Raw genomic sequence first — 12073 nt, 5'->3', positions numbered from 1 at the left:
CGCCGCCGTAGCCGGTGGTGTCGATGCCCCCCTCGAGTTCCACCGTGTAGGTGAACACGCGGGTCTGCCCCGCACCGACCTGCCCGGTGGTGCCGGGCAGGACCCGCCACTGCCGCGCACCGATCTGCGTGAACGGCCCGCCGTCCGGCAGGGCGCCGGACTCGAGCGACTCGGGGAAGGCCCCATCGGGCTGTGGGGCCTCGACGATGATCTCGGTGACCTCGCTCGCGACGACCGGATCGGCGGGCTCCTCCGCTCCTCCCCCACGCGCGGCGTCCCACAGCACGACCAGGGTCACGACGGCGAGGATCGGAACGGCATAGGCGCGCCAGCCGTAGGTGGCGACGAATCTGCCCACGCGGGTCTGCTTGCGGACGTCGCGTTCGGGGCGCGGTCGGCGAGGCGGCCGGTCCGGCCGTCCCACCGGGTCCCACACGGCACGTAGAGGCTGGTGCGACCGTCGACCCGGCTCGGATCGTTCCGTTCCTCGCGACCGGGACGAACCGGACAACGTCGGGGAAGGATCTGTCTGCGAGGAGCCCTGCGGACCCCTGCTCTCGCGCACTCCTCCACGCTCGATCACGGATGTCAGGATGTCATATCGAGACCATTTCGATATCCGAAGCGTCGAACGCGTGCCCCCATCCGTGCATCGGGAACGGATACTGGTCGGTAGGCCGGTCCGTTCGATATGCAGGTTCACCTGTAACCTGCAAAGACGAGGAGCGCCGAGGTGGCACACGCCACTGTCGGAGTAGTGCAGATTGGGAGCAAGCATGACCGAAGTCACCGAACGAGCATCCGGCCGGGGTAACAACGGCAAACGGGGCGCCCGGATGCCGCGTGACGAACGTCGTGCACAGCTGCTCGAGGCTGCCAGCGAGGTCTTCGTCACACGCGGCTACCACTCGGCCGGCATGGACGAGATCGCCGAATGCGCCGGAGTGAGCAAGCCGGTGCTGTACCAGCACTTCCCCGGCAAGCTCGAGCTCTACTGCGCCGTGCTGCAGAACTATGTGGACACCCTCATCAACGGCGTCCGCCAGGCCCTGCGGTCCACGACCGACAACCGTCAGCGTGTGCGTGCCGCGGTGCAGGCCTTCTTCGATTTCGTCGACAACGACAGCCAGGGATTCCGTCTCGTCTTCGAATCGGACCTCATGGGCGAGCCGCAGGTGTCGCGGCGGGTCGAGCAGGCCACCGAGGCGTGCGTCGACGCCGTCTTCGACCTCGTGAGCCACGATTCGGGTCTCGATCCGTACCGGGCGCGCATCCTCGCGGTCGGTCTGGTGGGAACGAGCCAGTTCACGGCTCGTTACTGGCTCGACGCCGCGCGCCCCATCCCCAAGGAGGACGCCGTGGACACCACGGTCGCGCTGGCCTGGGGCGGTCTGAAGCACGTGCCGCTGCAGCCGGAGCTCCGGCGCCGCTGACGACACAGGAGCTCCGGCGCCGCTGACGACACAGGAGCGCCGTCGCCGCTGACGACACAGGGGCACCGTCGCCGCTGACGACACATACCGAGAACGACGAACGGGCCGGGGCGACATGCCCCGGCCCGTTCTCGTCGGTCGCTCTCAGTTGGCGGCGAAGCCGACCTTGCCCAGCGTGGCAGGACCGATGTCCACGTAGCTGATCTTGGCGGCCTGCACGAGAACCTTGCGGCCCTTCTCGTCGACAAGTGCGAGCACCCCGTCGTCGGCGCCGTTCAACGCGGCCCGGACGAGCTTCTCCACCTCGTCGGGCGTCTGGTCGCTGACGACGACAACTTCGCGCGGGCTGTCCGCGACGCCGATCTTGACCTCCACGGTGGACCTCCGATTCTCATGCGTTGAAACCGAGCTGGTACTGCTGTCAGCCCCAGGCTAATGCAGTCCGAGCACCGACATCCGCTCGGCGTGCTCGACCTGCATGCGATCGAACAGTGCGGCGATGTTCGTCAGGTCGCCGGACGCGAGAATCACCAGCTCGGCGAGTTCCTCGTTCTGCGCGAGGACGTACTGCGCCTGGGTGATGGCCTCGCCGAGCAGCCGGCGTCCCCACAGCATCAGGCGGTCCTTCTGCAGCGGGCTGCGCTCGACGACCTCGCGGACCTCCTGCACCACGAACTCCGAGTGGCCGGTCTCGGCGAGGACCTCGCGGACCACCGTGGAGACCTCGGGAGCGAGCATGTCGGCGATCTCACAGTAGAAATCTGCGGCGATCCCGTCACCCACGTACGCCTTCACGAGGACCTCGAGCCAGGTCGAAGGAGCGGTCGAGGCGTGGTAGGCATCGAGCGCCTTGCGGTAGGGCTCCATCGCCGCGTAGATCTCGACGCCGCGATCGGTGAGCGCGGTCCGGAGCGTCTCGAAATGGCTCATCTCCGCAGCTGCCATGCTTGCGAGCGCGACCCGCCCGCGCAGGGACGGGGAGAACCGGGCGTCCTCGGCGAGACGGTAGAACGCCGAGATCTCCCCGTACGCGAGCACTGCGAAGAGCTCTGCGACACCGGGGTGATCGGCGGGGACTGCGGGTCCGCCCGGCGTCGCGCCGGACTCGGAGGTGGACTGCGGCGTATCGGCTCCCATGACGACGAAGCGTAGTACTACCTCGTGGAATGCGCCGGAACCGGTACAATGGTTCGGGAAGCCCGCGCTTCGAGCCGCCGACCGTGGCCCGCGAGCTTCCCAGATAATGTGCGCGCACCCGAACTGCGGATCGCTGCCGCGCTTCGCCGAGCCTGGTGGATACCGCTCGCGCTGAGGTGCAGGCCGGTCGCCTTTCCCCCTCGTGCGTGCGTGCCGAGACCAGGAAGGCCGGACCCCTGAGCAAGATCACCATCGACCACGAAGACGACGCGAGCGAAACGACCGTCTCCGCACAACTCGATTCCACCCACGTACCCCCCACCTTCGGCGAACTCGGTGTCCGCGACGAGATCGTCCGCGCCCTCGCCGAGGTCGGCATCGAACGCACCTTCGCGATCCAGGAACTCACCCTGCCGCTCGCCCTCGCCGGCGACGACCTCATCGGTCAGGCCCGTACGGGAATGGGCAAGACCTTCGGCTTCGGCGTTCCGCTCCTGCACCGCATCGCCACCGAGGGCTCCGGCACGACCACGCTCGACGGCACTCCCCGTGCGCTCGTGATCGTCCCGACCCGCGAACTGTGCATCCAGGTCACCAACGACCTCGTGAACGCCTCCAAGTACCTGCCCGGCAGCCGCAAGTCGGGCCTCGAGGTCCTGTCGATCTACGGTGGCCGCCCCTACGAGCAGCAGATCGACGAATTGAAGAAGGGTGTCGACGTCGTCGTCGGTACTCCCGGTCGTCTGCTCGACCTCGCCAACCAGGGCCATCTGATCCTCGGCAAGATCGGCGTGCTCGTCATGGACGAGGCCGACGAGATGCTCGACCTCGGCTTCCTGCCCGACATCGAGCGCATCCTCACGATGGTCCCCGACCGTCGTCAGACGATGCTGTTCTCGGCCACGATGCCCGGCCCGATCATCACCCTCGCCCGCACGTTCCTGAACCGCCCGACGCACATCCGCGCCGAGGAGGCCGAATCGTCGGCCGTGCACGAGCGCACCCAGCAGTTCGTCTACCGGGCGCACGCGCTCGACAAGGCCGAGCTCGTCGCCCGCGTGCTGCAGGCCGAGGGCCGCGGCGCCACCATGATCTTCACCCGCACCAAGCGCACGGCGCAGAAGGTGGCCGACGACCTCGTCGAGCGCGGTTTCGCGTGCGGCGCGGTGCACGGCGACCTCGGTCAGATCGCGCGCGAGAAGGCACTCGACAAGTTCCGCAGCGGCAAGATCGACGTCCTCGTCGCGACGGACGTCGCCGCCCGCGGCATCGACATCGACGACGTCACCCACGTCATCAACTACCAGTGCCCCGAGGACGAGAAGACCTACGTCCACCGCATCGGCCGTACCGGTCGCGCCGGACGCACCGGTATCGCGATCACCCTGGTCGACTGGGACGACGTGCCGCGCTGGCAGCTCATCGACAAGGCCCTCGATCTCGGTATCCCGGATCCGATCGAGACCTACTCGAGTTCCCCGCACCTCTTCGAGGAGCTGAACATCCCGTCCGACGCCACCGGACGCGTCCGCAAGGCCGCTCCCGCCGCCTCCGAGAACGGTGAGAAGCGCGAGCGCGTCGAGCGCGAGGGCGGATCCCGACCGAAGCGCAACCGGGTCCGCCGCCGCACCGTCCGCGGAAAGTCGGCCGACGGCTCCGCGACGGATGCCGCCGCAACCGGTTCGGACGACTCGGCGAAGGCCGAGAACGGGCCTGCCGCAGCGGAGACGGGTGAGGACACCGGGGCTTCCGCTCCGGCACGTCGTCGCCGTCGTCGCCGTCGCACCCGCTCGGGCGAGGGCCCGGCCGGTCGCGCAGAGCAGCAGGACACGTCGAACGTGGAAGCGGTCTCGACGTCGTCTGCCCGATAACCACGTGCTCGCGCCCGAGCGCCGCACCCGCACCGACCTTCTCGTCGCAGCCGCACTCGTCGTCACCGCTCTGGTGGCGGCGAGTGTCGTCTGGCTGAACTCGGATGCGCGGGGCACCACGTCGACCACCTGGGACGGCCCCGTCCCCACTCCTGCTGCCGCGCAGGCGCTTCCGCGCACTCTCGCCGAACTGTGGCGTGCTCCGAGTACGGCGACGACCGCACCGGTGGTGTCCGGGGGCACGATCGCCACGGCCGACGGTGGTGCGGTGGTCGGCCGCGACCCGCAGTCGGGTGAGGAACGCTGGCGGTACGACCGCAACCGGGCCTTGTGCGCGGTCACCGAGGCCTGGGGCGACGTGGTCTCGGCCTACCGCGGCCCGCGGGGATGCGGTCAGGTCACCGCGCTCGACTCCGGCAGTGGCGCTCGCGGCGCGCAACGGTCGAGCGACGCCGACGATCCGATCCGGCTCGTCGACGCCGGTTCGCATCTGATCGCCTTCGGCGAGTCGCGTCTCGAGATGTGGCGCTCCGATCTGGTGCGCACGGTCGAGTACGGGCGCGTCGACGCACCGGTGAATCCGAACGCGCAGCCACGATCGGGTTGCGAACTGCGCTCGGCGGATTCGGGCGCCGAAGTGCTGGCCGTGCTCGAGCAGTGCGCGAACGAGCCGACCAATCGGCTCACCCTTCTCGACCCCACCCCCGACGACAGCACGAAGCCCGAGGAGTTCGCGTCGTCGGTGCTGCCGGAAGCGGGCGGGGACTCCCGCATCGTCGCGGTGGTCGGCGACCGCACGGCGGTCTACCTGGCCCCGGACGACAACGACGGGCCGCGCATCGAGGTCTTCGACAGCGAGGGCGTCCTCCTCGACACGCACGCCCTGCCGCGTCCTGCCGGCGAATCGGACGACCCCGCCCTCGAGCGCGGCGGCGTGCTCGTGTGGTGGACGGGCCGCGACACCGTCGCATTGTCCACCACCGATTTCGCTCCGCAGTGGACCGTCGAGGACACTCTCGGCAACGGCGACATCATGGCCGGTTCGCTGCTCCTTCCCGTCGAGGACGCCCTCGTGGGAGTCGACTCACGGACCGGCGAACCCGGCCCGCGCATCGACGTCGAGCGCGGGACGGTCTCCACGGTGAACGTCGCCGTCGCGGGGGATGTCGTGGTCGAGCAACGCGGCGATGAGCTCGTGGCGTTGGGCTGACGTCTCAGTCCGCGACGGCGGTCTCGAAAGTCTCGAGTTCCGCCTCCCCCGACCAGTAGCGCAGCAGGTTCTCGGAGAGCGCCCGGTACGCCTCGGCGCCCTTGTTCTTGCGTCCCGCCAGCACCGTCGCGCCCGAGGCGGAAGCCTCCGCGAAGCGGACCGTGCGGGGTACGGGCGGGGCCAGCACCGGCAGGTCGTACCGGTCGGAGACATCGGCGAGCACGTCGCGACTGTGCGTGGTCCGCGAGTCGTACAGGGTCGGCAGCGCGCCGAGCAGCTCGAGATCCGGATTGGTGATCTGCCTGACCTCGTCGACGGTGCGCAACAACTGTCCTACTCCACGGTGGGCGAGCGTCTCGCACTGCAGTGGGACGAGCACCGACCGCGCCGCGGTGAGGCCGTTGAGCGTGAGAACGCCGAGGGAGGGCGGGCAGTCGATCACGACGACGTCGTAGTCGTCCTCGACCGACGCCAGGGCCCGCTTGAGGGTGTATTCGCGTCCCGGCTTCATGAGCAGCATCGCCTCCGCACCCGCGAGGTCGATGGTCGCCGGCAGCAGCGACATCCCCTCCGCGGTGTCGAACAGGACGTCCTTCGTCTCGACACCGCCCACGAGCACGTCGTGCACGGATTGTTCGAGCTTGTCGGGGTTGTGCCCGAGGGAGAAGGTCAGGCACCCCTGGGGGTCGAGATCGACGACGAGCACCCGCCGGCCCAGCGCCGACAGCGCGGCCCCCAACGACGCGACGGTGGTCGTCTTGGCGACGCCACCCTTCTGATTTGCCACTGCAAGTACCGTTGCCACGACCCCGATCCTCGCGCACTCGGCGGCGCAGCGCGAGGTGAATCCGCCACGAGACCGCAGGAGGCAGCCCGTCGTGATCCGCAGAGCCACACCCGAGGACGTCCCCGCGATCACCGGGCTGATCTACGACCTCGCCGAATACGAGAAGGCCCGGCACGAGTGCACCGTGGTGCCCGAGCAGATCCACGAGGCTCTGTTCGGGCCGCAGCCCTCGGTGTACGCGCACGTCGCCGAGGAGTCCGGTGAGGACGAAGCCGAAGGGCAGGTCGTCGGGGTGGCGCTGTGGTTCCGGAACTTCTCCACCTGGGACGGCGTGCACGGCATCTACCTCGAGGATCTGTTCGTCCGTCCCGAACACCGCGGCAAGGGACACGGACGCGCACTGCTTGCGGCGCTCGCTCACGAATGCGTGGAGCGCGGTTACACCCGCCTGAGTTGGTCGGTGCTGGACTGGAACGAGCCGTCCATCGGTTTCTACCGCTCGCTCGGCGCCGTCGCGCAGGACGAGTGGACGACCTTCAGGCTCAGCGGCTCCGCGCTGCAGGCTCTCGGCAGCTGAGCCCGGATCACTCGTCGACGTCGGGCGCGTACTCGTGCGCAAGCCACCGCGTCGTGGGCGGGCTGAACAGCAGCACGAGCGTGGGGACCACGACGAGCCCCAGTACGGTGCCGATGACCGGCTGGTGCGAGTCGGTCAGCAGCGACCACACCACGGGCAGCAACAGCAACTGCGCGAGTACCGCCACGGCACGTCCCCAGCGCACCCCGCGCACGAGCGCGATCCCGCCGGCCAGGACCCCGCCGAACAGGACGAACAGCCACAGCGCGAAGCCGTAACCGTTGGTGACCGACTGATCGTGTTCGCCCGAGGCCGCGCGGATGATCGAGTACACCGCGAACCCCATCGCGACGACACCCTCGAGGACGACGAGCCAGCCGGCGGCACGCACGGTCGACGGAACGCTGCTGCGAGGTGTTTCGAGAGGCACCCGTCCAGCGTAGTGGACCCGCCGGGCACCACTTAGGCTGATGTTCCGTGCGCGCCCTGCTGATCGTGAATCCGAATGCGACGACAACCACCCCGGCCGGTCGCGACCGCCTCGCTCACGCCCTGAGAGGCCGGCTCGCACTGACCGTCGCGCACACCACCCACCGCGGGCACGCCGCAGAACTGGCGCGTTCGGCGCACGAAGATGGGATGGACGTCGTCGTCGCGCACGGTGGCGACGGCACCGTCAACGAGATCGTCAACGGCCTGCTCGGCCCCTCCCCCGACCGAGGCGCCGATCCGACCCTCCCGCGACTCGCGGTGGTGCCCGGCGGCTCGGCGAACGTGTTCGCGCGGTCCCTGGGGTTGTCCGCCGATCCGCTCGAGGCCACCGAGCAGGTGCTCGAGTCGTTGCAGGAGGGCAGGACCAGCCGGATCGGCCTCGGCCACTGCGACGGACGGTGGTTCACCTTCAACGCGGGCCTCGGCCTCGACGCCCAGGTATGCGAGGCCATCGACCTGAGCCGCGCCGAGGGCAAGAAGGTGACGACGGCGCGCTACGTGCGGCATGCGGTGGCCCGGTTCTTCGCGTCGAAGCGGGACGAGCCTACGCTCACGCTCGAGATGCCCGGATCCGAACCCGTGCCGGGGGTGCACTACGCGTTCGTGTCGAACTCGAGTCCCTGGACCTATCTCGAGTCCCGGCCGGTGCACACGAATCCCGGCACATCGTTCGACACCGGGTTGGGTGTGTTTGCCATGACGACGACCCGGGTATTTCCGAGCCTGCGGGTGGTGAGGCAACTCCTGGCCGCCCGTGGCGAGCCGGCATCGCCGCATCTGGTGCGTGCGGACGATGTCGCGCACGTGCGCGCCCGGGCCTCGCGCCCGATCGGACTTCAGGTCGACGGCGACTATCTCGGACTCCGCACCGAGGTCGAGTTCGTGGCCGTGCCGTCGATCCTCGATGTCGTCGCGCCCCGCTGACGATCCCCTCTAGCGGGACAGCGACAGAAAGAAAAGCACGAATTCTGTGATTACCACTACCTTCTCGGCCCGAGTGGAGTAGAAAGAGGGATTGGCGAACTCGAAGCTCACAACAGCGTGAGCTTCCCCACGATCGTGGTCGATTCTATTGACTCCACGCTCGTTCGTGAAAGCATTCACAAGTAACCGCGCGGAAACACTCCGTGCCACAGGCGTGAACACGCATTGACCGATCAGCCGGTGCACACGCACCATCGAAGGAGAGTAGAAGCATGGACTGGCGCCACAAGGCCATCTGCCGCGACGAGGATCCGGAACTGTTCTTCCCCGTGGGGAACAGCGGCCCGGCTCTCGCGCAGATCGCGGATGCCAAGCTCGTGTGCAACCGTTGCCCCGTCACCGCCGAATGCCTCTCCTGGGCGCTCGAGTCCGGCCAGGATGCCGGCGTCTGGGGCGGTATGAGCGAGGACGAGCGCCGCGCTCTCAAGCGTCGCAACGCCCGCACCCGCGCTCGCACGGCGGTCTGAGCAGCTCCGATAGACGTTCGAAGGCCCGGCCCCCTCGCGGAGGCCGGCCCTTCTTACGTGCACAGGCCGAAACGGTCAGGCGACCGGTACCTTGCCCAGCGGTAATTGCAGGCGCGCATCGGTCCCGCCGGTCTCGTTGGAGGTCAGTTCCAGCGATCCGCCGAGTTCGGCGGCCACGAGGGTCCGGACGATCTGCAGACCGAGCCGGTTCGACGCCTCGAGGCTGAATCCGTCGGGAAGGCCTTTCCCCTCGTCACGGACCACGACGTCGAGCATGCGGGCCGAACGCTGTGCCCTCACGGTGACCGTGCCGTTGACGCCCGGATCGAAGGCGTGCTCGACGGCGTTCTGGACGAGCTCGGTCAGCACCATGACCAGGGGCGTCGCGCGATCTGCGGGGAACACACCGAGGTTCCCCTCCCGCAGCACACGGATCTGACTGCCCACCGTCGACACGTCGACGACGATGGGGATCAGCTGGTCGAAGACACCGTCGAGATCGACCTCCTCGTCCACGGACATCGACAGCGCCTCGTGAACCAGGGCGATGGACGTCACCCGGCGAACCGCTTCGCCGAGGGCCTGCCGGGCTTCGGTGTTCCCGGTTCGGCGCGCCTGCAGTCGCAGCAGCGCGGCGACCGTCTGCAGATTGTTCTTGACGCGATGGTGGATCTCGCGGATGGTCGCGTCCTTGCTCAGCAGTGCGCGGTCGCGTCGTTTGACCTCGGTGACGTCGCGGACGATCACCGCGGCGCCCCGGATCTTCCCTCCCGGATTCAGGACCAACGCACGGATCAGAACTGTGGCACCGCGTGCCTCGATCTCCATGCGCTGCCCCAGACGGCCCTCCACGGCCCCGCGGAGGTAGTCGGTGACGTCGCGGCTCTCGAAGGGGTCGGTGACCAGTGCGCGGGTCGTCTCCACGAGATCCTGACCGATCAGGTCGGAGTTCAGACCCATCCGGTGATAGGCCGACAGCGCGTTCGGGCTGGCGTAGACGACCTTGCCCTTCCGGTCGAGCCGGATGAATCCGTCGCCCGCACGCGGACTCGACTTGGTGTCCGAGCGCGCCTCGGGCGTGGGGAAGGTGCCCTCGCTGATCATCCGGTAGAGGTCGTCGGCGCATTCGAGATAGGCCGTCTCGAGCGCGCTGGCCGACCGCCGCGACACGCGGGCGGCGTCGCGGCTGAGCACCGCGACGACCCGACCGTCCCAGCGCACCGGCACGGCCTGACGGATGTTGATCCCGGCGCCCGGGGACGACTTGACGTCGACGATCTTTCCGGTTTCGAAAGCCTCACGGACGTAAGGATGTTCGTTGTCGGAGACGAGCGTGCCGACGGCGTCCTCGGGGATCACCGTCGAGGCGGTGGTGGGCCGGCACTGTGCGACGCACACGATTCCGGACGGCGCCGCGTCGACCCACAGGAGGACGTCGGCGAACGACAGGTCGGCGAGCAACTGCCACTCGCCCACGACACGTTGGAGGTGATCGACGGCCGCGCCCGGAAGATCCGTGTACCTCGCGAGCAACGAACTGAGTGTGGACACGGGAACCGCTTTCGTACTCAGGAGATATCCGCCGTCAGGAGATCACGGCGATGAGGTCGCCCTGCTGGATGACATCCCCGACCGAGACTCCGACGGAGGTCACGGTGCCCGCCGACTCGGCGAGCACGGGAATCTCCATCTTCATCGACTCGAGGATCACCAGCGTGTCGCCCTCGGCCACCACGTCACCCTCTCGCACGACGACCTCGAACACGGTCGATACCATCTCCGCGCGTACGTCTTCCGCCATCGAACACCTCGTTTCACGCTCCGGCGGCGGACCTGCCGACAGGACCACTCGACCGCACGTGAAACACTGTAATGAACGAGAAAGGAGATCCCACCATGGGTAAGCGAGGTCGCAAGAAGCGCAGCCGCAAGGGTAACGCCGCCAACCACGGCAAGCGTCCCAACGCCTGAGACGCGGACAGGGGCCGGAAAGCAGCAGCTTTCCGGCCCCTGTCACGTTCGGGGGTCTCGCCCAGGACTCGGTACGAGTGAACTCGTCTACGACTCGGTACGAGTGAACTCGTCTACGACTCGGTACGAGTGAACTCGTCTACGACTCGGTACGAGTGAACTCGCCTACGACTCGGCGCTGTCCGTCTCGGTGATCACCACGGTGCGGCGGATCTGCAGCATGAGCCGCTCCCGCAGGCCCTCGGGTGCGTGTTCCCCGCCGCACTTGCGGCTGAGCAGCGATTTGATCTTCTCCTCGATCCCGTAGGCCTCGAGGCAGGTGCCGCACTCGTCGAGGTGCCGCTGCAGCTTCTCGCGGGAACCGGCGTCGCACTCGGAGTCGAGAAGCAGGTAGACGTCCGCGATGACCGCCGAGCAGTCGAGTCGATCGAAGTCGGGTTCGCTCACTGCGGTGCTCCCTTTCCGCTCTCGGGCTGATCCGATGTTCCGGTTGTCGCGTCCACGGCCTTCTCCCGCATGAAACCGCGATCGCGCGCCACGTCGGCCAACAGGCCCCGCAGCTGCTTGCGACCCCGATGCAGTCTCGACATCACGGTGCCGATCGGCGTCCCCATGATCTCGGCGATCTCCTTGTAGGGGAACCCTTCGACGTCGGCGTAGTAGACGGCCATGCGGAACTCCTCGGGAAGCTCCTGCAACGCCGCCTTGATGTCGTCGTCGGGAAGCGCGTCGAGCGCCTCGACCTCCGCGGACCGCAGACCGGTCGACGAATGCTCGGCCGTGGCGGCGAGCTGCCAGTCGGTGATCTCGTCGGTCGGGTACTGCGCGGGTTGCCGCTGACGCTTCCGATACGAGTTGATGTAGGTGTTGGTGAGGATCCGGTACAGCCAGGCCTTGAGGTTGGTGCCCTCGCGGAACGACCGGAAGGCGGAGAACGCCTTGATGTAGGTCTCCTGTACGAGGTCCTCGGCGTCGGAGGGATTGCGGGTCATCCGCAGCGCAGCGCCGTAGAGCTGATCGAGCAGGGGAAGCGCGTCCCGCTCGAACCGCTCGGTCAGTTCTTCCACAGACTCCTCGATCACACCGATCCCTTCATCGACGCCTGTCGAGAAGGCTACCGGTCCGACGGCGTCCGGATCGGGGG

Annotated in this window: 16 protein-coding genes; 7 read left to right on the top strand and 9 right to left on the bottom strand. The window is 68.1% G+C overall.

Going from position 1 to position 12073, the window contains the following annotated elements; genetic code table 11:
• On the bottom strand, positions 1-358 hold a 358-nt coding region (locus tag ACLBYD_RS06430; protein ID WP_447815803.1), incomplete at its 3' end, for a DUF3152 domain-containing protein.
• 418 nt (positions 359-776) lie between these two features.
• Between ACLBYD_RS06430 and ACLBYD_RS06425 the strand changes: the two genes are divergently transcribed.
• Positions 777-1433 carry a TetR/AcrR family transcriptional regulator gene (locus ACLBYD_RS06425; RefSeq protein WP_059382233.1) on the top strand — a complete coding sequence of 219 codons (657 nt, stop codon included), beginning with the start codon at positions 777-779 and terminating at the stop codon, positions 1431-1433.
• A 144-nt stretch (positions 1434-1577) separates the two neighbouring features.
• Here ACLBYD_RS06425 and ACLBYD_RS06420 read toward each other — a convergent pair whose 3' ends face one another.
• Positions 1578-1808, bottom strand: a complete 231-nt coding sequence (locus ACLBYD_RS06420; RefSeq protein WP_006550244.1) for a DUF3107 domain-containing protein — start codon at positions 1806-1808, stop codon at positions 1578-1580.
• A gap of 57 nt (positions 1809-1865) precedes the next feature.
• Positions 1866-2570: a ferritin-like fold-containing protein gene (locus ACLBYD_RS06415; protein WP_060651355.1), complete on the bottom strand. Its 705-nt coding sequence runs from the start codon at positions 2568-2570 to the stop codon at positions 1866-1868.
• Positions 2571-2776: 206 nt separating this feature from the next.
• Here ACLBYD_RS06415 and ACLBYD_RS06410 point away from each other — a divergent pair, with 206 nt between their 5' ends.
• Entirely contained in the window at positions 2777-4441 is a 1665-nt protein-coding gene (locus tag ACLBYD_RS06410; protein ID WP_447815802.1) for a DEAD/DEAH box helicase, read from the top strand.
• Between the two features lie 4 nt (positions 4442-4445).
• Entirely contained in the window at positions 4446-5651 is a 1206-nt protein-coding gene (locus ACLBYD_RS06405; RefSeq protein ID WP_447815801.1) for an Rv3212 family protein, read from the top strand.
• A gap of 4 nt (positions 5652-5655) precedes the next feature.
• On the opposite strand, the gene ACLBYD_RS06400 is transcribed toward ACLBYD_RS06405, so the two are convergent.
• Entirely contained in the window at positions 5656-6456 is an 801-nt protein-coding gene (locus ACLBYD_RS06400) for a ParA family protein (protein WP_447815800.1), read from the bottom strand.
• A 73-nt stretch (positions 6457-6529) separates the two neighbouring features.
• On the opposite strand from ACLBYD_RS06400, the gene ACLBYD_RS06395 reads away from it, so the two are divergent.
• Complete coding sequence (locus ACLBYD_RS06395; protein WP_447815799.1) at positions 6530-7015, top strand: N-acetyltransferase family protein; 486 nt, start codon at positions 6530-6532, stop codon at positions 7013-7015.
• Positions 7016-7022: 7 nt separating this feature from the next.
• Here ACLBYD_RS06395 and ACLBYD_RS06390 read toward each other — a convergent pair whose 3' ends face one another.
• On the bottom strand, positions 7023-7445 hold the full coding sequence (locus ACLBYD_RS06390; protein WP_413767138.1) for a hypothetical protein: 423 nt from the start codon (positions 7443-7445) through the stop codon (positions 7023-7025).
• Between the two features lie 47 nt (positions 7446-7492).
• Here ACLBYD_RS06390 and ACLBYD_RS06385 point away from each other — a divergent pair, with 47 nt between their 5' ends.
• Both ACLBYD_RS06385 and ACLBYD_RS06380 read left to right on the top strand, forming a co-directional pair.
• A complete protein-coding gene (locus ACLBYD_RS06385; protein ID WP_447815798.1) occupies positions 7493-8431 on the top strand; it encodes a diacylglycerol/lipid kinase family protein in 939 nt (312 codons plus the stop codon).
• Between the two features lie 272 nt (positions 8432-8703).
• Positions 8704-8958 (top strand): WhiB family transcriptional regulator, encoded by a 255-nt coding sequence (locus ACLBYD_RS06380; RefSeq protein ID WP_006550236.1) that lies wholly within the window; start codon positions 8704-8706, stop codon positions 8956-8958.
• A 75-nt stretch (positions 8959-9033) separates the two neighbouring features.
• Here ACLBYD_RS06380 and ACLBYD_RS06375 read toward each other — a convergent pair whose 3' ends face one another.
• Positions 9034-10509, bottom strand: coding sequence for a sensor histidine kinase (locus ACLBYD_RS06375; protein ID WP_447815797.1), 1476 nt, complete (start codon positions 10507-10509; stop codon positions 9034-9036).
• 34 nt (positions 10510-10543) lie between these two features.
• Positions 10544-10759, bottom strand: a complete 216-nt coding sequence (locus ACLBYD_RS06370; RefSeq protein ID WP_006550234.1) for a biotin/lipoyl-binding carrier protein — start codon at positions 10757-10759, stop codon at positions 10544-10546.
• Between the two features lie 95 nt (positions 10760-10854).
• On the opposite strand from ACLBYD_RS06370, the gene ACLBYD_RS06365 reads away from it, so the two are divergent.
• Positions 10855-10929, top strand: coding sequence for a 50S ribosomal protein bL37 (locus ACLBYD_RS06365; protein ID WP_022597109.1), 75 nt, complete (start codon positions 10855-10857; stop codon positions 10927-10929).
• A gap of 165 nt (positions 10930-11094) precedes the next feature.
• Here the strand turns inward: ACLBYD_RS06365 and rsrA are convergent, their stop codons facing one another.
• The gene (rsrA, locus tag ACLBYD_RS06360; protein WP_006550233.1) at positions 11095-11376 is read right to left on the bottom strand and encodes a mycothiol system anti-sigma-R factor; all 282 of its coding nucleotides are present in this window, start codon (positions 11374-11376) and stop codon (positions 11095-11097) included.
• Entirely contained in the window at positions 11373-12017 is a 645-nt protein-coding gene (locus ACLBYD_RS06355) for a sigma-70 family RNA polymerase sigma factor (protein ID WP_371683125.1), read from the bottom strand. The genes rsrA and ACLBYD_RS06355 overlap by 4 nt, the downstream gene beginning before the upstream one ends.
• Positions 12018-12073: the final 56 nt, after the last annotated feature.

This window comes from Rhodococcus sp. C26F, from assembly GCF_053345925.1.
Note: the sequence above shows the minus strand (reverse complement) of the source record. Positions and strands in the feature narration are given on the sequence as shown.

What these genes read in the sequence shown, in the direction of transcription:
- ACLBYD_RS06380 (WP_006550236.1), top strand. Translation starts at nt 8,704, where the DNA reads ATGGACTGGCGCCACAAGGCCATCTGCCGCGACGAGGATCCGGAACTG.
- ACLBYD_RS06370 (WP_006550234.1), bottom strand. Translation starts at nt 10,759, where the DNA reads ATGGCGGAAGACGTACGCGCGGAGATGGTATCGACCGTGTTCGAGGTC.
- ACLBYD_RS06415 (WP_060651355.1), bottom strand. Translation starts at nt 2,570, where the DNA reads ATGGGAGCCGATACGCCGCAGTCCACCTCCGAGTCCGGCGCGACGCCG.
- ACLBYD_RS06425 (WP_059382233.1), top strand. Translation starts at nt 777, where the DNA reads ATGACCGAAGTCACCGAACGAGCATCCGGCCGGGGTAACAACGGCAAA.